Here is an 18,059-nt window from a genome sequence, read left to right on the forward strand (position 1 = left end):
CCACCCATGCCGCCCGGTTCATCTCCCCGTCAGTGGGCGTACATGGCCGAAACCTTGACAACTGGCCTGACCAGGAATGAGATTACGCGCGTAGAAACTTGGCGGACATCTGTTCACTGTATTTTCTACGCGCGTTGCCGCCGCCGCCCCACCGGCCGCGACCCACGTTCAACTCACGTACCACGTTTCAACTTACGTACCACGTTCAACTCACGTTCCACCCTCGTCCCGGCACCCACGTATGTCCCCGGAGGGATCCCGTTGCCGAGCAAGAAGTCCGCGCGTCTCGCCGCGCTCACCGTCGCCGCCGTCTGTTCCGCGGCGTCCACCGTCGTCCTCACGGCGCCCGCGCACGCCGACTCCGTGCGCGTCCATGACGTCCAGGGCAGCACCCGAATATCCCCGTACGCCGGCAAGCAGGTCGCGGACGTGGCCGGGATCGTCACCGGCGTACGCACCTACGGTTCGTCCAAGGGTTTCTGGATCCAGGATCCGAACCCCGACGCCGACCCGGCCACCAGCGAGGGCGTCTTCGTCTTCACCAGCTCCAGCCCGAAGGTCGCCGTCGGCGACTCGGTCCTGGTCTCGGGCACGGTCTCCGAGTACGTCCCGGGCGGCGCCTCGTCCGGCAACCAGTCGGTGACCGAGATCACCAAGCCGACGATCACCGTCGTCTCAAGCGGCAACGCCGTCCCGGCCGCCAAGGTGATCGACGCGCAGTCGGTGCCGGCCGACTACAGCCCCGAGGGCGACACCGCCGCGAGCGGCTCGGTCAACGGCCTGACCCTGCAGCCCGCCAAGTACGCCCTGGACTACTACGAGTCCCTGGAGGGCGAGAACGTCCAGGTCGCCGACACCCGTGTGGTCGGCGCCAGCGACCCGTACACCGAGCTGTGGGTCACGGTGAAGCCGTGGGAGCACCGCAACCACCGCGGTGGCACGGTCTACGGCTCCTACGACTCCCAGAACACCGGCCGGCTCCAGATCCAGTCCCTGGGCAAGACGGCCGACTTCCCCGTCGCGAACGTCGGTGACGTCCTGGAAGGCGCCACTGCGGGCCCCCTGGACTACAACCAGTTCGGCGGCTACACCCTGGTCGCCAACCAGATCGGCACGCTCAAGAGCGCCGGTCTGGAGAGGGAGACCACGCAGAACCAGTCGCGCGGCGAGCTGGCGGTCGCCACGTACAACGTGGAGAACCTCGACCCGTCCGACGCCACGTTCGAGAAGCACGCCTCCGCGATCGTGAACAACCTCCAGTCGCCCGACATCGTGTCGCTGGAGGAGATCCAGGACAACAACGGCGCGACGAACGACGGCACGGTCGCCGCCGACCGGACGCTGGCCAAGCTGACGGACGCGATCGTCGCGGCGGGCGGCCCCCAGTACGACTGGCGCTCGATCGACCCGGTCAACAACGCCGACGGCGGGGAGCCGGGCGGCAACATCCGCCAGGTCTTCCTGTTCAACCCGGAGCGGGTCTCCTTCACCGACCGGGCGGGCGGCGACGCCACCACCGCCGCCGGTGTGACGAAGGTGCGCGGCAAGGCCGCCCTGACTCTCTCCCCCGGCCGGATCGACCCGGCGAACGCGGCCTTCACCAACAGCCGCAAGCCGCTGGCCGGCGAGTTCGTCTTCCGCGGCAAGACCGTCTTCGTGATCGCCAACCACCTCAACTCCAAGGGTGGCGACCAGGGTCTGACCGCGCAGTACCAGCCGCCGGCCCGCAACTCGGAGGTGCAGCGCCACGCGCAGGCCACGGCGATCCACACCTTCGTCAAGGACATCCTCGACACGCAGAAGAACGCGGACGTGATCGCCCTCGGCGACATCAACGACTTCGAGTTCTCCGACACCGTGAAGATCCTCGAGGGCGACGGCGAGCTGTGGTCGGCGATCAAGTCGCTGCCGAGGAGCGAGCGTTACTCCTACGTCTACCAGGGCAACGCCCAGACGCTGGACCAGATCCTGGTCAGCCCGTCGATCCGGCGTTCCTGCGACTTCGAGTACGACAGCGTGCACATCAACTCGGAGTTCAACGACCAGATCAGCGACCACGACCCGCAGGTGCTGCGCTTCCGTCCGTAGGCGCCGGGTGTTTCAGGGCTGGCTGAACACCTTGTTCAGCCAGCCCTTCCACATCTCCTCGTCGGCCTTGGCGTCGGCGTCCGGCGCGAAGTCGTGCACGGACATGCCCACCATGTAGCCCCAGTGGTTGCGGCCGAAGAAGCGGATGAGCGCGTCGTCGGTGCGCAGCCCGAGGAAGTAGGGGTTGCGGTAGTCGACGACGGCGTCGAGGACCTGGCCCTCGGGACCGCGCGCCTGTACGCGCGCGCCCTCCGCCGTGTCGTCCGCGAGACCGAGCGCACGGCCCACGGCGACGAACGCGTCGGACGTCTTGGACGCCTCGGGTCCGTCGAAGGTGGCGAAGGCGGTGACCGGGCGGCCCCGGAAGCGGGTGAGGTACTCGCGCAGGGTGTGCATGTAGAAGTCGGTGTGCCGGCTGGCGCCGTCGTACTGGTTGTCCCAGTCGTCGACGAAGATCCCGCTGTGCACGTACCGCACCCAGGCGCGGCGGCCCTCGTCGCGCGGCTCGATGGTGTAGTCGAGCTGGTTGAGGGTCTGCTCGGAGATGCCCTCGACGTCCTCGACGCGGTTGGTGTAGTGGTGCGGCGGGTCCCAGGCGGTCACCTTGGAGCCGAAGGGGCCCGTGCCGCCCACGCGCGGCTCGGGTGCCTCCATCGGCCACAGCCAGCCGCCGGTGCCGGCGGTCACGGCCTCCCACACCTCCTCGGGCGTGGCGTCGACCTCGAACTCGCGGGCGATCTCGAATTCCTTGGACATGGTGGGCTCCTGGGCTCCTGGGTGCGGTGCTACTGGTTCAGTTCCGGGCGGGGCTCGGGACGGGGCTGGTCCTCGGCCGGGGCTTCGGCCGTGGGCTTCAGCGTGGGATGGACGGCCACGACGATCCGGTGATCCCGGCCGACCTCGGCGTCGGGCGCGTCGTACTTGCGGATCAGCGCGCTCACGCCTGCCGTCAACTCCTCGACGAACGCGGCCCGTTCGGCGGCGGAGGCAAAGCGGACCTCGCCGTCCAGCGCGTAGGTCGCCAGCCGCTTGCGGGCCTTCGTCGCGCCGGTGATCAGCGAACCGACGTCCCTGACCAGCCGGGCGCCGAGCGCGAGCAGCCAGCGGGCCGAGAGCTGGTCGCGGAAGCGGTCCGGGTCCGGCTGCACGGAGGCGAGCGCGAGAGGCGAGATCACGTACGACGCGGCGGTCGCCTGCATCAGCCGCTCGGTGACGTTGCCCTTGCGGCGCTCACCGGCCAGCTCGACCAGGCCGTGCCGCTCCAGTGCCTTGAGGTGGTAGTTCACCTTCTGCCTGGGCAGCCCGACCTTGCCGGCCAGCATGGCGGCCGACGCGGGGCCGGCCGCCAGCTCGGCGAGCAGCCGGGCCCTTATGGGGTCCAGGGAGACGGCTGCGGCCTCGGGGTCCTCGATCACGGTGACGTCCAGCATGGCTCCACCGTCTCACCGAAAACTTTTTTTGTCCAGACGGTTAGAGTGTTCGGTGAGGTGCTCGGTCGCCCGCGCGGCCATCGGATCCGGGCCGGGTCTGGTCGGGGCGGGTCGGGTCGGGTCGGGTCGGGTCACCCGGGGACGAGCCCGAGGGCGTACTCGTACCGGCTGACCGTGCTGCCCTTCAGTCCCGGCCAGCTCTGCACGCGCTCCCACGCCTCCGTCGCCGAGCCGATGCCGTCGCCCGGGGCGGCGAGCGCGTCGACGTGGGCCTGGGCGCTCTCCCATTCGGCGTAGTTGAGGACGCGAGTGCCGTCCGAGCTGAGATGGAAGTGGGCCGAGATGCCGCCGGGGTGCGGGTTCGGTTCGGCCTCCAGCGCTTCGAGCACCGCGTCCACCCAGGCGCGCTGACGGGCGGGGTCGGGGCCCTCGAACTCGATGTCGACGATCACGATGCAGCCGGGGACGCGGGTGTCGTCCGGCCGACGGAGACTGCGGTAGTGGCGGTAGCGGCCGAGCCCCAGCCGCTCGATGTCGGGTACGGCGGTGTCGATCTCGTCGACGCGCTCCTGCCGGCGCGTCCTCGCGAACGCCTCGTAGGCCTGCTCGCTCCTCCACTGCGAGTGGTGGAGGAGGGTGGAGCCGTCCTGCCCGGTGTAGACGAAGTAGCCGAGCAGGCCGTCGGAGGGCCAGGGGCGGCGCTCCCAGGTGACGCCGATCGCCTCGACGGTCTGCTTCTGTCGGAGGGGGGTGCCCACTCGCCAGGTACTGAAAAGGGGGGCGCCGACCTCGGGCCGGGTGAGATCGGGGTGGGTGTCGGTGCGACGGGGCATGGCAGTGCGACGGGACATGTCAGTACGACGGGACACGGGGGCTCCAAGGCTCGGTGGTCGATGCGTGCACCGACCACCCTTTGACCTCAAGTGGACTTGAGGTCAAGTGGGGCTTGGAGGGGGAGGGTTGATGTGCTGCTGGTGGGGGGCGGTAGTGACCCGGGGGCGCGGGGGCGGGGGCCGGAGGGCGGGGATTGAGTGACGGCATGGCGGCGGCGCGGGACCGATGCCGAATTACGTGCCATCGATCCCGCGCCGCTTCGCCTCAGCCGTTCCGGCGTTACTGCTGCGCCGACGTTTCAGCTGCCCACTTCTCAGCCACGCCCCTAGTGCCGCCGCCGCACCATCCCGGCCGCGATCAGCGCGGCCACCGCCGCACCGACCACCAGCACCGGACGCGGATGCCGCAAGCCGGCCTGGACGACCGTGCGGACGGGGCGCGGGACGTTGTGCTCCACCGTGTGGCCCGCGTGCGTCGCCTTGTCCTGGACGGTGTGACCGGCCTGGGTCGCCCGGTCCTGAACCACATGCCCCGCGCGCGTCGCCCGGTCCTGTACGACATGCCCGGCCCGCGTCGCCCGGTCCTGTACCGCGTGGCCGGCCAGGGCGGCGCTGCTGCGCAGTTGCACGGTCATCGCGCCCGCCTTGTCCTTGAGGTCGGCGGCGCGGGCCATGGCGCGGCCCTTCACGTCGGCCTTGCTCACCAACTCGGCGACGGTGTCACCGAGTTCGCCTCGTGTCCGCTCGATCTGGTCACGCAGCTCGGTGGGACCCTTGGCCCCATCGGCCGCCTTCGCGGCAGCGCCGCGTATGTCCCCCGCTGCCCTGTCCGTCATCGATGCACCCTTCCTTTGATCTCGTCGACATCCGTCCTGACGCTGCCGAGAGCCTCCTCGGGCGTGGGGGGTGCGGCCCGGCGCAGCTGGGCGCGGCCGGTCGCCGCCAGCAGGCCCGCGACCGCGAACAGCACCCCTGTCACGATGAGCGCCGCGGCCCACAGGGACAGCGTCAGTGAGAGCGCGGCGGTGGCGGCCGCGGCCAGGAACAGCACTCCGGCGTACGCGACAGCGCCCGCCGCGCCCAGCAGCCCGCCACCACGGCCGGCCCGCCGGCCCTTCTCCGCCATCTCCTCCTTGGCGAGGGCGACTTCCTGTCGTACGAGTCGGGAGAGCTGCTCGCCGGCCTGCGCTACGAGTTCGCCCACCGAGTGGTGCTCGTCGTGCACCGGCTCGTGGGCCGTGGTCCCGGTCACGGTGTTCCGCCTCCTCTCGGTTCGGAACACCCCGGGTACCCTGACCTACCCCCGCTATCCCTTCCCTCCGCCGCCCGGTCCCCGCTCGCCCAGCCGGGCCAGCTGAGCCTGGAACCAGTCGAGGCGGGCCTGCAACAGCGCCGCCTCCGCGGTGAGTTCGGGCACACCGAGCTCCTCGGCGCCTCCGAGGCCGGCCACCGCCACCAAGGCCCCCTTCCCGGCGACGACCCTCAGCCCCTCCCCCGCGAGCCGGGCGAACCCCGCGAGCGAGACGGACGTACGGCCGCGCAGGCACCCCGCGCAGGACGGGGTGAGCGCGCGCCAGCCGGGGCGGCCCCAGCGGGCGTCGGCCAGGGCGGCGGCGACGGTGCCGCAGGCGCACGGGCCGACGGTGGCGGTGCGCACGCGCTGACGGGCGTAGCGGAAGCCGTGCTCGAATCGGATGTAACGGCCCAGCACGGTGACCTCGAGCAGTACGGCGGTCCGGTGCTCGGCCGCGCACAGCAGCGCCTCGATCGTCGTGCGCTCGTGCACACAGTGGAAGCCGCAGTCGCAGCGGCGGCTCGGCGCCCGGTGCCGCAGGCCGTACACGCAGGACGCGTCGGCCAGGACCCCGTACGGCAGCGCGCCGCCCAGCGACACACCGGTGAACCCTGCCCGCGTGCCGTCCTGGGACAGCACCGGGTGGGCGATCTTGTATCCGGTCGGCGGCTCCGTCGGACGTTCCTCGGGAAGCCGCAGCCTCATCGGGCGGCCGGGACCTCTTCGGACGCGGACGCCTCGATGTCCTGGAGTTCCTCGGGGAGTTCGAGTTCCACGTCGCGGTCCTGCGGCCGCTCTTCAGCGACTCCGGTGGCGAGTGCCTTGCCGAGCTTCATGACGCCTCCCATGACCAGGGGTCGTTGACCGTCCCGGCCATGGTGACCCATGACGCCCAAGTTTGGACATAGGGCCTGGGGCCTGGGGCCTGGGGCCTGGGGCCTGGGGCATCGGGCATCGGGCCTACGACACTCCCCCGCACCCCAATCCCGCAGCATTCCTTATCAATACATCGTAGAAGAATTAAGTGGAGCTGCACGATCGTCCTGCCGACACTACTCTCATGACGACTGCCGCCGGCTCCACCCCTCCCTTCGGCCGCGCCCTGTGCGCCATGATCACGCCCTTCACCGAGACGGGAGCGCTCGATCTCGCCGGCGCGCAGCGGCTCGCCGACCGGCTGGTGGGCGAGGGCTGTGACGGCCTGGTGCTCTCCGGGACGACGGGCGAGTCGCCGACCACGACGGACGCCGAGAAGTCGGACCTGATCAGGGCGGTGCGGGAGGCGGTGGGCGACCGTGCGTCGATCGTCGCGGGCGTGGGCACCTCCGACACCCGGCACACCGTCGAGCTGGCCCTGGCGGCCGAAAAGGCGGGCGCCGACGGCCTGTTGGTGGTCACGCCGTACTACAGCAAGCCCCCGCAGGACGCCGTCGAGGCGCACTTCCGCGAGATCGCCGACGCGGCCGGACTGCCCCTCGCGCTCTACGACATCCCGGGCCGAACCGGCACCCGTATCGAGCCGGAGACGGTGATCCGGCTCGCCGAGCACCCCCGGATCGTCGCGGTGAAGGACTGCTCCTACGACTTCCTCGGCACCCAGAAGGTGCTCGCCCGCACGGAGTTGGCGTACTACGCGGGCTGTGACGAGCACAACCTCGCTCTGTACGCGGTGGGCGGGGCCGGATATGTGAGCACGGTCGCCAACGTGATCCCCCGTCACCTCCGCTCGGTGCTGGACGCGTTCGACGCGGGAGACACGGCAGGCGCGGCCCGGCGCCAGCAACTCGCCACGCCTCTCATCGAGTTGATGATGTCGGCGGGCCTGCCGGGCGCGGTCACCGCCAAGGCCGTACTCAACGAACTAGGCCTGCCCGCGGGCCCGGTCCGCGCACCGCTGCGGCCCGCCGGACGCGAGGCGATCGACGGGCTCCTGACGGCGTACGAGTCCGTCACGACCGGCTGATCACCGGCGGTCTCCGGCAGCGCGCACGAAGGGCCGGGTCCGCATCGCGTCCCCCGGCGATACGTCCCGGCCCCAGTCCCTGCCCTGTGGGTGTTCAGCCCCACTTGTACCCGTCGCCGAAGAGCAGGAAGTGCTCCAGCACATCCTCCATCGGATCATCCACCTGCCCGACGTTGACCAGCCCGATCCGCGGCCCGTTGTGCGAGCCCGTATTGGTCTCGTCGGCATACGCGTTCCCGGCCGGCAACCAGCACACCGCCCCCACACCCAGCACACCGACCACCAGGCGCAGTACGACCCGGCCCCGCTGGTTCATCTTCACTCGACCCGTCATCGGCCCTCAGCTCTCATCTCGTCGTTTCGACGTGTGATCGGAAACTGCGTCCACCGGTTCATCTGCCTGGACCGCTGGGAGGTCACGACGAGTAACCCGTACGTGAACGTGGCGCGCCGCCCGCGCCACGCCGACTCACCCGGACCGGAGACCGCCGGTCATGCGAGCGCCCTCCCACGGACCGTGCTCGGGTCGCGGAGGAGGGCGCTCGGGTGACCGGTGCCTGACGGCCAGTCGGTGTCGGTGTCGGTCAGTTGTGGCTGTGCAGAACCTCGTTCAGCCCGCCCCACACCGCGTTGTTCGGCCGGGCCTCCACCGTGCCCGTGACCGAGTTGCGGCGGAAGAGGATGTTGGAGACGCCGGAGAGTTCGCGGGCCTTGATGATCTGGCCGTCGGGCATCGTCACGCGGGTGCCCGCCGTGATGTACAGGCCCGCCTCGACCACGCACTCGTCGCCGAGCGCGATGCCGACGCCCGCCTCGGCGCCGATGAGGCAGCGCTCGCCGATGCTGATGATCACGTTGCCGCCGCCGGACAGCGTGCCCATCGTGGACGCGCCGCCGCCGATGTCGGAGCCGTCGCCGACCACGACGCCCGCGGAGATACGGCCCTCGACCATGGAGGTGCCGAGGGTGCCCGCGTTGAAGTTGACGAAGCCCTCGTGCATGACCGTGGTGCCCTCGGCGAGGTGGGCGCCCAGGCGGACCCGGTCGGCGTCGGCGATGCGGACGCCCTTGGGGGCGACGTAGTCCGTCATGCGCGGGAACTTGTCGACCGAGGTGACCTGGAGGTGCAGGCCCTCGGCGCGAGCGTTCAGGCGCACCTTCTCGACGTCGTCGACGGCGACCGGGCCGAGCGAGGTCCAGGCGACGTTGGCGAGGAAGCCGAACTGGCCCTCCAGGCTCAGACCGTGCGGCTTGACCAGGCGGTGGGAGAGCAGGTGCAGACGCAGATAGACGTCGTGCGCGTCGATCGGCTTCTCGTCCAGCGAGGCGATGACCGTGCGGACCGCGACGACCTCGACGCCCCGGCGGGCGTCCGGACCGATCGCCTTGGCGGCGCCTTCGCCGAGCAGCTCGACGGCCTTCTCGGCGGAGAGCCGCTCGCTGCCGGAGGGGCCGGGCTCGGCGACGAGCTCGGGCGCGGGGAACCAGGTGTCGAGAACGGTGCCGTCAGCAGCGATGGCGGCAAGGCCGGCGGCCACGGCGCCGGTGGTGCGAGGAGCAGTCGTGTCGGTCATAAGGGCAACCTAACGTGACGCCGCCCGCGGGAGCGAACCGGCGGGGGTGCGTCTCACGTGCCGGGCGCCGCGCCGCTTCCGGCACGGAAAACGCCGGGTGCCGTCAGGGAATGACGCGGGCCAGCATCTCCCGCGCGTACTCCTCGTCGTACGCCACCTCCGTGAGCAGCACCTGCAGACAGATCCCGTCCAGCAGCGCCACCAGCGCCCTCGCGGTGACCGGGTCCGTGCGGTGGGCCAGGCGGTCGGCGAGGTCGCGGGCCCACTCGGCGGCGACCGGGCGCAGGGCGGGGCGGCGCAGGGCGGCGAGGTAGAGCTCGTACTCCAGCTCGACGCCGGTGCGGTCACCGGCGAGCCACTCGCCCATCCAGCCCGCGAGCTCGGCGGCCAGATCGGCGTCCGGGTCCGTCAGGGCGCCGCGCGAGGCGATCACCTTGGCGAAGCCCTCGTTGGCCTGGCGCAGCGCGGCGACCAGCAGGTCGTCGAGGGTCTTGAAGTGGTACGTCGTGGAGCCGAGCGGCACGTCCGCCTCGGCGGCGACGGTGCGATGACTCAGCCCGGCGATGCCCTTCTCCCCGACGACCCGGATCGCCGCGTCGATGATGCGCTGGCGTCGCTCGGGGTCGTAGCGCCGGGGCATCAGTGCGCGCCGCCCAGGTTCAGCACGACCACGCCGACGATGATCAACGCGATGCCGGCGGCCTTGGTGACCGTCATCCCCTCGCCGAGGAACGCGATCCCGATGGTGGCGATGGCAGCGGTGCCGACGCCGGCCCAGATCGCGTAGGCCGTGCCCACGGCAACGGTCTTCAGCGTCTGGGCGAGCAGCGCGAAGGAGACGAGGTAGCCGAGGGCGGTCAGCAGCGACGGCAGCAGCCTGCTGAAGCCGTCGCTGTACTTCATGGCGGTCGTGGCGGCGACCTCGGCCGCTATGGCCCCGACGAGCAGCAGGTATCCCATGTGCACAAGCGTACACAACGTTGCGTACGGCCGTACACAAGCGGCGCATCGACCGGAAATGGCGCTACGCCCTCCCGGCCTCGAAACGATGGCGCGACGCCTCGATGTCCCCGAGATAGCGGTGGGTCCAGTCGCACATGCCGTCGATGGTCACCCGCAGGGCCTGGCCCGGCTCGGTCAGGGTGTACTCGACGCGCGGCGGCACCGTGGGATACACCGCGCGCTCGATCAGGCCGTTGCGCTCCAGCATGCGCAGGTTCTGGGTGAGCATCTTGTGGCTGATGCCCTCCACCTCGCCGCGCAACTCGCTGAAGCGCAGGGTGCGTTCACCCAGGGCCTCGATGATCAGCAGCGCCCATTTGTTGGCTATGTCGGAAAAGATCTCCCGGGCCAGGGAGTCGGCGCGCGTCACGTCCGCTTCGTCCAGCGAGCCGCTGAACTGCTTGGTTCCCATCAGGTACCCCAGTCACCGAAAAGTGCGTTCTTCCATGTCAGCGCTCACTCTCCTACAGTTCCTGAGTAACCACAAGAGAGCGCAAGAGCTCCATGAAGAAAGGCGGGGACGGCATGGCCATCACCCTGATGAACCCGACCGGACTGGCTGAGATCGACGCCTACCGGCAGGTGTCGATCGCGAGCGGGTCGAAGCTGGTCTTCGTCGCCGGGCAGGTCGCGTGGGACGCCGAGGGCACCACGATCGGGGCGGGCGACCTCGCCGCCCAGGTCGAGCAGTGCTACCTCAACGTCGGCACCGCCCTGGCCGCGGCCGGCGGTTCCTTCGAGGACGTCGCGAAGCTGAACATCCACGTCGTGGACTGGACCCCCGACAAGATGCCCCTGCTCATGGAGGGCATCACCCGGGCCGCCGCCAAGCTGGGCACCACCCCCACACCGCCGGCCACGCTGCTGGGCGTCGCCGCGCTGGACGTGCCCGAGCATCTCGTCGAGATCGAGGCCATCGCGGTCCTCGACTGAGGCAGACACACTCGGCGGGCGCAGGAGGCAGGGGCGCAGGGCGCAGGTCGCGGGTCGCGGGTCGAAGGACGCGCGGTCCAGATCAGCACGTACGGCGTCGGTAGCCGCTCTCCCCTTCCGGTACGACGTCCAGGTCCCGCTCGACCACCGACAGCCTGTCGCCCCACTCCGCGCACGCCGCGGCGAGGCCGTCCGACCGGTATTCGATGACGAGGACCCGGTCGTCGTAGGCGTCCGCATAGGCCCCGCACTCGTCGTACTGTCCGCACTCCTCGGCGACCGCGAAGTCGAACCCGACGTCACGGCCCCGGCGTGCCAGACCGGCGGCGTTCTTCTGGCCGATCGCCAGGCCGGCGGCGTGCGCCCGGCCGGCGAGCAGTTCGGCGAAGGCCATGTTGTCCTCGGCGGTCAGCAGGTCGTCGGACCGCTCGTTCGAGTCGAGGTTGTCGGCCTCGACCCCCTGGAAGCCGGCCGTCGCGCAGCCGTCGATCCACTCCCCCACCACCTCGGCGAGCCGTGCGCGCTTGGCGGCCGTCGAGATGTCCAGCAGGGCCTCGTCCCAGTCCTGGTCGACGACGAGCGCGCCGTCGTCGTCACGGAGGAGCAGTTCGGGATGGTGGGCCTCCCACCAGCGTTCGGTGTCCGGCTGGGCCTGGAAGGCGTTGACGTAGCAGATGTTGTACACGCCCGGCGCGGGCTTCGCGGTGCGGTCCCGGGAGACCACGCGCACGCCGGTCGGCGGCGGGTAGGCGCCGCCGATCTGGTAGTCGAAGGCGGCGCCGGGATCGGGCGGTACGACCTTTCCCGACCCGCTGCCCGGCGTCGAGGGAGCGGTGGAACGCCCCGGTTCGGCGCCGTCCTCGCCGTCGGACGCGGTGCATCCGCCCACGGCCATGACGAGCGCGCCGCACAGGGCCACGGCCACCTGCGCTCGGCGGCGGGCACGGAGGACGCGGTGGACCATGATCCGGGGCTCCTGTCGATACGTGATCTTGTCGATAGGTGATCTACGGTGCTGCCCGGCCATGATGCCCTGCTCCGCGCCCGGAGTTCATATGCGGCGGCCCCTACCGCGAGGGGCACAGGCTCATCCGGTGTGTTCGGCGCACAGGCAGCCGACACCCCGCTCGATCCACTCCCGGCCGGCCCACTCAGGATGCCGCTCGATCAGCAACGCCCGGACCTCGGCGACGATCTCGTCCTCGCCCATCGCGGAGTCCCGCCGCCGCCAGGTCTCGTCGCGCAGCTCGCGCAGATAGTCCCGTACGTCGGCGAGGATCCGCGGACCGCCGAGGTCACCGTGGCCGGGGACCACCACCCGGGGTTCGCCGGCGGCCAGCCGGTCCAGCACCGTCAGCCAGCCCACGCCGGAGACGTCCGTGTCGTACGGCGGGAACCACGGGAAGATGGCGAACTGCCCGGTCTCGGCCAGATCCCCGGTGAACAGCACCCGGGCGTCCGGCACTTCGATCACCTGGTCGCCCTTCGTGTGCCCCCGGCCGGTCGGCCGCAGCCGTACGATCCGGCCGCCGAGGTCCAGGTCGTGACCGTCGTCGTAGATCACGTCGGGGGTGGGCGGCCGTACGCCTTCGAGGCGGTCGGCGATCGGCCCGCCGAAGCTCCTGAACATCTCCAGGTAGCCCGGCCCCTTGGTCTTGAGGTCGTCGGCCTGTGCGCGGTTGACCAGGTAGGTGGCCTTGTCGGCGAAGACCTGGGCGCCGAAGGCGTGTTCGGGATGGAAGTGGGTCGTGGTCAGGTACATCCGGCGGCCCTTCGCCACTTCGGAGGCCAGGGCGAGGACCTGCTCGGCGTTGGCGGTGCCGATGCCCGTATCGACGACCAGCACGGCCCGAGTGCCGCCGATGATGCCGATGTTGGGCACCAACTGGACCCGTTGGTTCGGGATCACCAGCAGGTCGGGGGCGATCTCCTGGGCGTCCGCGGTCCGGACGGCGGGGTCGGGCATCGACTCGCCGGGCAGGGGTTCGCTGGGTACTGCCTTGTCGGGCATCGCCTTGTCGGGCATCGCCTTGTCGGGCATCGCCTTGTCGGGCATCAGTTCGTCGGTCATGCTCCGAGTCCACCGCCGGGGTGCCGCGAGCGTCCAAGACCGATCCGGTCCCGCCGATACCGTACGGGTATCATCGCTGGTCATGGAGCTGCGCACACTGCGCTATTTCGTGGCCGTCGCCGAGGAACTCCACTTCGGCCGGGCCGCCGCCCGCCTGCACATGAGCCAGCCGCCGCTGAGCCGGGCGATCAGGCAACTGGAGTCCGACGTCGGTGCGCCACTGCTGCACCGCTCCCCCACCGGCGTCACCCTCACCCCTGCCGGAGCGACGCTGCTGGACGAGGCACGCGCCCTGCTCGACCGGGCCGACCGGGTGCGCGTACGCGTGGCGACGGCAGCCGGCGCCACCACCCTCACCCTCGGTTTCCTGGGCGACAGCACCGACCGGGGCGCGACCCGGCTGGCGGCCGCGTACCGCAGGCGCCACCCCGGTGTGGAGGTCCGGATCCGCGAGACCGACCTGACCGATCCGACCTGCGGGCTGCGCACCGGTCTCGTCGATGTCGCCCTGACCCGTGGGCCGTTCGACGAGACCGGTCTGACGGTGCGCCAGTTGCGCGCCGACCCGGTGGGCGCCGTACTGCGCGCCGACGACCCGCTGGCCCGCCGCGGCCATCTGACGCTGGCCGACCTGGCCGGCCGACACTGGTTCCGGTTCCCGGCCGGTACGGACCCGCTCTGGCAGGCGTACTGGAACGGCGGCGAGCCCCGCGAGGGCCCTGTGGTGCGCGGCGTCCAGGAGTGTGTGCAGGCCGTGCTCTGGAACGGCACCGTCGGGATGGCCCCGCTCGGGCACGACATGCCTGAGGGGCTGGCCGTGGTTCCGGTCGTCGACATGGCGCCGAGCCGGGTGCTGGCGGTGTGGAACGAGGGCGACGGGAATCCGCTGGTCCGGTCGCTGGTAGGGATCGCGACAGCCGCCTACCGCGGCTGAGGGCGGGGCCCGGCCCCGGGGCACTCACTCCTCCAACTGCGCCGCGACCGGCACCGGTTCACGCACCCGCGCCAAGCGGTCGAGGACTCGCTGTTCGCGATGTGGATACGGCTCGTTCCAAACAGGTGCTCCAGGACCACCGGGTCCACTAGTGTTTCACCGTTCACATACCGGTCCTTCCCAGCCGCGGCTGTCGTCTCATGACGCCGCTGGAGGAACACCGCATGCCAGAAAACAAGTCCCAGCCGCCCAAGGACCAAGCTTGGGAGAACGGCTGGGCCCCGGACACCTCGCGGGCACCGGGGACGCGCCGCCTGTGGCTGGCGGGCGGGATGGCGGTGGCGACGATCATCGCCTGCGTCACGGCAATCGCCGTGTCGGAAAAGGAATATGACGGTGACTCAGCCGCATCCGCGCCCTCCGCCGAGGATGCGACGGTCCCCGGCCTGATCTCCTTCGCCACACCGTCGGAGACGACGCCCCCGAAGGGCAAGAGCGGCCTTTCCACGGCACGGGAGACGACAAAGGCGCCTCGGCAGAACACCACCTCACCCGAGCCGACGCCGGAGCCGTCCAAGTCGGCCGGCCACGGGGCGAGTTCACCGCCCGGTGCCCCCGAGCCGCCCGCCACCACCTGGCGGTCCATACGCGCGGCCAACTACCCCGACCGCTACTGGCACGTGAGCGACGGCTACGTGAAGCTGGACCCGGTCGGCGGCTCGGAGTCCCGCGAGGACTCGACCTTCAAGCAGGTCAAGGGCCTGGCGAACGGCTCCTGTTACTCCTTCGCCACGCAGGACGGCAAGTATCTGCGCCACAGCAGCTTCGTCCTGCGCGCCGAACGCCACGACGGCTCCACCCTGTTCGCCCAGGACGCCACCTTCTGCGCCCGCGGCTCCTCGTACTCCGGCGCGAACATGCTGGAGTCGGTCAACTACCCGGGCTACTTCCTCCGGCACAAGAGCTTCGTCGTCCGCCTCGAACGCCGCGACTACAGCTCCCTGTATCAGGCGGACTCGTCGTTCCAGCTGGTGAACGGGCTGGCCTGAGCCCACGAAAGCGGCGGCGCTTCGCAGGCACCGCCGCTTTCACAGGTTTGAGGGACCTCAGACGTTGAACCCGAGCGCCCGAAGCTGCTCGCGACCGTCGTCCGTGATCTTGTCCGGGCCCCACGGCGGCATCCAGACCCAGTTGATGCGCAGCTCGCTGACGAGACCGTCCGTGGCGGACTTGGCCTGGTCCTCGATGACGTCCGTCAGCGGGCAGGCCGCCGAGGTCAGAGTCATGTCGAGCGTCGCGATGTTCGCGTCGTCGATGTGGATGCCGTAGATCAGGCCGAGGTTGACGACATCGATACCCAGCTCGGGGTCGACGACGTCGTACAGCGCCTCACGGACCTCTTCCTCCGAGGCCGGCTTCATCTCAACGGTCTCGCTCATGCCGTCTTCCTTTCGGCGTCGGCTCCGCCCAGCACCTGGGCCGTCGCGTCCTTCCACGCCATCCAGCTGAGGAGGGCGCACTTGACCCGGGCCGGGTACTTGGAGACTCCGGCGAACGCGACCGCGTCCTCCAGAACCTCCTCCATCGCGTCATCGGGCTCGATCTTCCCCTTGGACTGCATCAGCTCCAGGAAGGTCTCCTGGATCTTCTGCGCGTCGGAGAGGTCCTTGCCGACGAGGAGTTCGTTCAGTACGGACGCGCTCGCCTGGCTGATGGAACAGCCCTGGCCCTCGTACGAGACGTCCTCGATCTTCGTGCCGTCGTACTTCACACGCAGGGTGATCTCATCGCCGCACGTCGGGTTCACGTGGTGCACCTCGGCGTCGCCATCCCGCAAGCCCCGCCCGTGCGGGTGCTTGTAGTGGTCCAGGATGACTTCCTGGTACATCGAATCCAGCTTCATGCGATCGCTCGTCCCGTCAGCCGAAGAAGTTCCGGACATGCTCCAGGCCGTCCACCAGAGCGTCGATCTCGGCCGGCGTGGAGTACAGATAGAACGACGCTCGCGTGGTCGCAGGAATTCCGTAGCGCAGGCACACGGGGCGGGCGCAGTGGTGGCCGACCCGGACCGCGATGCCCTGCTCGTCGAGGACCTGGCCCACGTCGTGCGGGTGGATGTCGCCGAGGGTGAAGGAGATCGCGGCGCCCCGCTCCTCGGCCGTGGTGGGGCCGATGATCCTCAGGTCCGGGACCTCCGCGAACCGCTTCACCGCGTACTCGGTGAGTGCGTGCTCATGGGCGAGGATCTTGTCCATGCCGATCGAGTTGAGGTAGTCGATCGCCGCGCCCAGCCCGACCGCCTGCGCGATCGGAGGGGTGCCCGCCTCGAACTTGTGCGGGGCGGGAGCGTACGTCGACGAGTGCATCGACACCGTCTCGATCATCTCGCCGCCGCCCAGGAACGGAGGCAGGTCCTCCAGCAGCTCCTGTCGGCCCCAGAGCACACCGATGCCGGTCGGGCCGCACATCTTGTGGCCGGTGAAGGCCACGAAGTCGGCCTGCAGCGACTGCACGTCCAGCGGCATATGGGGCGCCGCCTGCGAGGCGTCGATGCACACCAGCGCGCCGACCTCCTGCGCGCGGCGCACTATCGCCTCGACCGGGTTGAAGGTGCCCAGGATGTTCGACACCAGCACAAAGGAGACGATCTTCGTCTTCTCCGTGATGATCTCGTCGATGTTGGACAGGTCGAGACGGCCGTCGTCCGTGAGACCGAACCACTTCAGCTTCGCGCCCGTGCGCTGCGCGAGCAGCTGCCACGGCACGATGTTGGAGTGGTGCTCCATCTCCGTGATGACGATCTCGGTCTCGTGGTCCACGCGGTAGGGCTCGTCGGCCCAGCCGAGCATGTTGGCCACGAGGTTCAGCGACTCGGAGGCGTTCTTGGTGAAGATCACCTCGTTGCGGCTGGGCGCGTTGATGAACTCGGCGACCTTGTCGCGCGCGCCCTCGTACAGCGCCGTGGCCTCCTCGGCGAGGACGTGCACGCCACGGTGGACGTTGGCGTTGTGCTGCTCGTAGTACTCGGAGAGCACGTCGAGCACCTGGCGCGGCGTCTGCGATGTCGCCGCGTTGTCCAGGTACACGAGCTTCTTGCCGTCGTGGACGACGCGGTCCAGGATCGGGAAGTCCTTGCGCAGCGCCTCGGTGTCGAGGAGGCCCGGCAGCTGTGTCACGCGGATGCGCCACCCTTCGTGTAGGCCTCGTAGCCCTCGTTCTCCAGCTTGTCGGCGAGTTCGGCGCCGCCGGACTCCACGATGCGACCGGCCGAGAAGACGTGGACGTAGTCGGGCTTGATGTAGCGCAGGATGCGCGTGTAGTGGGTGATCAGCAGGGTGCCGACCTCGCCGGTCTCACGGACCCGGTTCACGCCCTCGGAGACGACGCGCAGGGCGTCGACGTCCAGGCCGGAGTCGGTCTCGTCGAGGATCGCGACCTTCGGCTTGAGCAACTCCAGCTGAAGGATCTCGTGGCGCTTCTTCTCACCGCCGGAGAAGCCCTCGTTGACGTTGCGCTCGGCGAAGGCGGGGTCCATGTTGAGGCGCTCCATGGCCTCCTTGACCTCCTTCACCCAGGTGCGCAGCTTGGGGGCCTCGCCGCGGATGGCGGTGGCGGAGGTACGCAGGAAGTTCGACACGGACACACCCGGGACCTCGACCGGGTACTGCATCGCCAGGAACAGGCCCGCGCGGGCGCGCTCGTCGACGGACATCTCCAGGACGTCCTCGCCGTCGAGGGTGACGGTGCCGCCGGTGATCGTGTACTTCGGGTGACCCGCGAGCGAGTAGGCGAGGGTCGACTTGCCGGAGCCGTTGGGGCCCATGATGGCGTGCGTCTCGCCCTGCTTCACGGTGAGGTCGACGCCCTTGAGGATCTCCTTCGTGGCGTTGTCGGCCTCGACGGTGACGTGCAGGTCTCGGATTTCAAGCGTTGCCAT

General features: G+C 70.0%; 23 protein-coding genes. 5 read left to right on the forward strand and 18 right to left on the reverse strand.

The features are described from left to right. Window positions 1-261 precede the first annotated feature (261 nt). Entirely contained in the window at window positions 262-2,088 is a 1,827-nt protein-coding gene (locus ACZ7NC_RS34435; RefSeq protein ID WP_471494132.1) for an endonuclease/exonuclease/phosphatase family protein, read from the forward strand. A gap of 12 nt (window positions 2,089-2,100) precedes the next feature. Here ACZ7NC_RS34435 and ACZ7NC_RS34440 read toward each other — a convergent pair whose 3' ends face one another. From ACZ7NC_RS34440 to ACZ7NC_RS34470, 7 genes are all read right to left on the reverse strand, one after another. Next, window positions 2,101-2,844: an SRPBCC family protein gene (locus ACZ7NC_RS34440; RefSeq protein WP_471494134.1), complete on the reverse strand. Its 744-nt coding sequence runs from the start codon at window positions 2,842-2,844 to the stop codon at window positions 2,101-2,103. A gap of 29 nt (window positions 2,845-2,873) precedes the next feature. Further along, window positions 2,874-3,518, reverse strand: coding sequence for an ArsR/SmtB family transcription factor (locus ACZ7NC_RS34445; protein ID WP_471494136.1), 645 nt, complete (start codon window positions 3,516-3,518; stop codon window positions 2,874-2,876). 131 nt (window positions 3,519-3,649) lie between these two features. Then, entirely contained in the window at window positions 3,650-4,351 is a 702-nt protein-coding gene (locus tag ACZ7NC_RS34450) for an antibiotic biosynthesis monooxygenase (RefSeq protein ID WP_471494207.1), read from the reverse strand. Window positions 4,352-4,677: 326 nt separating this feature from the next. Continuing rightward, complete coding sequence (locus tag ACZ7NC_RS34455; RefSeq protein WP_471494138.1) at window positions 4,678-5,187, reverse strand: DUF3618 domain-containing protein; 510 nt, start codon at window positions 5,185-5,187, stop codon at window positions 4,678-4,680. After that, entirely contained in the window at window positions 5,184-5,603 is a 420-nt protein-coding gene (locus tag ACZ7NC_RS34460; RefSeq protein WP_471494140.1) for a phage holin family protein, read from the reverse strand. Before ACZ7NC_RS34460 ends, ACZ7NC_RS34455 begins: the two co-directional genes overlap by 4 nt. Window positions 5,604-5,657: 54 nt before the next feature. Beyond that, complete coding sequence (locus ACZ7NC_RS34465) at window positions 5,658-6,350, reverse strand: hypothetical protein (protein WP_471494142.1); 693 nt, start codon at window positions 6,348-6,350, stop codon at window positions 5,658-5,660. Then, the gene (locus ACZ7NC_RS34470) at window positions 6,347-6,481 is read right to left on the reverse strand and encodes a hypothetical protein (RefSeq protein WP_471494144.1); all 135 of its coding nucleotides are present in this window, start codon (window positions 6,479-6,481) and stop codon (window positions 6,347-6,349) included. The genes ACZ7NC_RS34465 and ACZ7NC_RS34470 overlap by 4 nt, the downstream gene beginning before the upstream one ends. 224 nt (window positions 6,482-6,705) lie before the next feature. Here ACZ7NC_RS34470 and dapA point away from each other — a divergent pair, with 224 nt between their 5' ends. After that, window positions 6,706-7,608 carry a 4-hydroxy-tetrahydrodipicolinate synthase gene (gene dapA, locus ACZ7NC_RS34475; protein WP_471494146.1) on the forward strand — a complete coding sequence of 301 codons (903 nt, stop codon included), beginning with the start codon at window positions 6,706-6,708 and terminating at the stop codon, window positions 7,606-7,608. 94 nt (window positions 7,609-7,702) lie between these two features. Here the strand turns inward: dapA and ACZ7NC_RS34480 are convergent, their stop codons facing one another. From ACZ7NC_RS34480 to ACZ7NC_RS34500, 5 genes are all read right to left on the reverse strand, one after another. Beyond that, a complete protein-coding gene (locus ACZ7NC_RS34480; protein ID WP_471494148.1) occupies window positions 7,703-7,942 on the reverse strand; it encodes a hypothetical protein in 240 nt (79 codons plus the stop codon). A gap of 250 nt (window positions 7,943-8,192) precedes the next feature. Next, window positions 8,193-9,182 (reverse strand): 2,3,4,5-tetrahydropyridine-2,6-dicarboxylate N-succinyltransferase, encoded by a 990-nt coding sequence (dapD, locus tag ACZ7NC_RS34485; RefSeq protein WP_471494150.1) that lies wholly within the window; start codon window positions 9,180-9,182, stop codon window positions 8,193-8,195. Between the two features lie 103 nt (window positions 9,183-9,285). Then, window positions 9,286-9,822 (reverse strand): TetR/AcrR family transcriptional regulator, encoded by a 537-nt coding sequence (locus ACZ7NC_RS34490; RefSeq protein WP_471494152.1) that lies wholly within the window; start codon window positions 9,820-9,822, stop codon window positions 9,286-9,288. After that, a complete protein-coding gene (locus ACZ7NC_RS34495; protein ID WP_471494154.1) occupies window positions 9,822-10,142 on the reverse strand; it encodes a DMT family transporter in 321 nt (106 codons plus the stop codon). Before ACZ7NC_RS34495 ends, ACZ7NC_RS34490 begins: the two co-directional genes overlap by 1 nt. A 64-nt stretch (window positions 10,143-10,206) precedes the next feature. Next, on the reverse strand, window positions 10,207-10,596 hold the full coding sequence (locus ACZ7NC_RS34500; RefSeq protein ID WP_471494156.1) for a winged helix-turn-helix transcriptional regulator: 390 nt from the start codon (window positions 10,594-10,596) through the stop codon (window positions 10,207-10,209). Between the two features lie 113 nt (window positions 10,597-10,709). Here ACZ7NC_RS34500 and ACZ7NC_RS34505 point away from each other — a divergent pair, with 113 nt between their 5' ends. Next, window positions 10,710-11,117, forward strand: coding sequence for a RidA family protein (locus ACZ7NC_RS34505; RefSeq protein ID WP_471494159.1), 408 nt, complete (start codon window positions 10,710-10,712; stop codon window positions 11,115-11,117). Window positions 11,118-11,199: 82 nt separating this feature from the next. Here ACZ7NC_RS34505 and ACZ7NC_RS34510 read toward each other — a convergent pair whose 3' ends face one another. Together ACZ7NC_RS34510 and ACZ7NC_RS34515 are read right to left on the reverse strand one after the other, a co-directional pair. Next, window positions 11,200-12,081, reverse strand: a complete 882-nt coding sequence (locus ACZ7NC_RS34510; protein ID WP_471494161.1) for an endo alpha-1,4 polygalactosaminidase — start codon at window positions 12,079-12,081, stop codon at window positions 11,200-11,202. Between the two features lie 123 nt (window positions 12,082-12,204). Continuing rightward, window positions 12,205-13,188, reverse strand: coding sequence for an MBL fold metallo-hydrolase (locus ACZ7NC_RS34515; protein ID WP_471494163.1), 984 nt, complete (start codon window positions 13,186-13,188; stop codon window positions 12,205-12,207). Window positions 13,189-13,270: 82 nt separating this feature from the next. On the opposite strand from ACZ7NC_RS34515, the gene ACZ7NC_RS34520 reads away from it, so the two are divergent. Further along, window positions 13,271-14,122: a LysR family transcriptional regulator gene (locus tag ACZ7NC_RS34520; RefSeq protein WP_471494165.1), complete on the forward strand. Its 852-nt coding sequence runs from the start codon at window positions 13,271-13,273 to the stop codon at window positions 14,120-14,122. Window positions 14,123-14,346: 224 nt separating this feature from the next. After that, window positions 14,347-15,171 carry an AbfB domain-containing protein gene (locus ACZ7NC_RS34525; RefSeq protein WP_471494167.1) on the forward strand — a complete coding sequence of 275 codons (825 nt, stop codon included), beginning with the start codon at window positions 14,347-14,349 and terminating at the stop codon, window positions 15,169-15,171. Between the two features lie 57 nt (window positions 15,172-15,228). Here the strand turns inward: ACZ7NC_RS34525 and ACZ7NC_RS34530 are convergent, their stop codons facing one another. The 4 genes from ACZ7NC_RS34530 to sufC are packed head-to-tail and all read right to left on the reverse strand — an operon-like array spanning window position 15,229 to window position 18,059. Further along, window positions 15,229-15,561, reverse strand: a complete 333-nt coding sequence (locus ACZ7NC_RS34530) for a metal-sulfur cluster assembly factor (protein ID WP_028809645.1) — start codon at window positions 15,559-15,561, stop codon at window positions 15,229-15,231. Then, window positions 15,558-16,025, reverse strand: a complete 468-nt coding sequence (gene sufU, locus ACZ7NC_RS34535) for a Fe-S cluster assembly sulfur transfer protein SufU (protein ID WP_471494169.1) — start codon at window positions 16,023-16,025, stop codon at window positions 15,558-15,560. The genes ACZ7NC_RS34530 and sufU overlap by 4 nt, the downstream gene beginning before the upstream one ends. Before the next feature lie 16 nt (window positions 16,026-16,041). Beyond that, window positions 16,042-17,298 carry a cysteine desulfurase gene (locus tag ACZ7NC_RS34540; RefSeq protein ID WP_471494171.1) on the reverse strand — a complete coding sequence of 419 codons (1,257 nt, stop codon included), beginning with the start codon at window positions 17,296-17,298 and terminating at the stop codon, window positions 16,042-16,044. Beyond that, entirely contained in the window at window positions 17,295-18,059 is a 765-nt protein-coding gene (gene sufC / locus ACZ7NC_RS34545; protein WP_269641512.1) for a Fe-S cluster assembly ATPase SufC, read from the reverse strand. The genes ACZ7NC_RS34540 and sufC overlap by 4 nt, the downstream gene beginning before the upstream one ends.

The organism is Streptomyces sp. NPDC111802 (genome assembly GCF_055634335.1).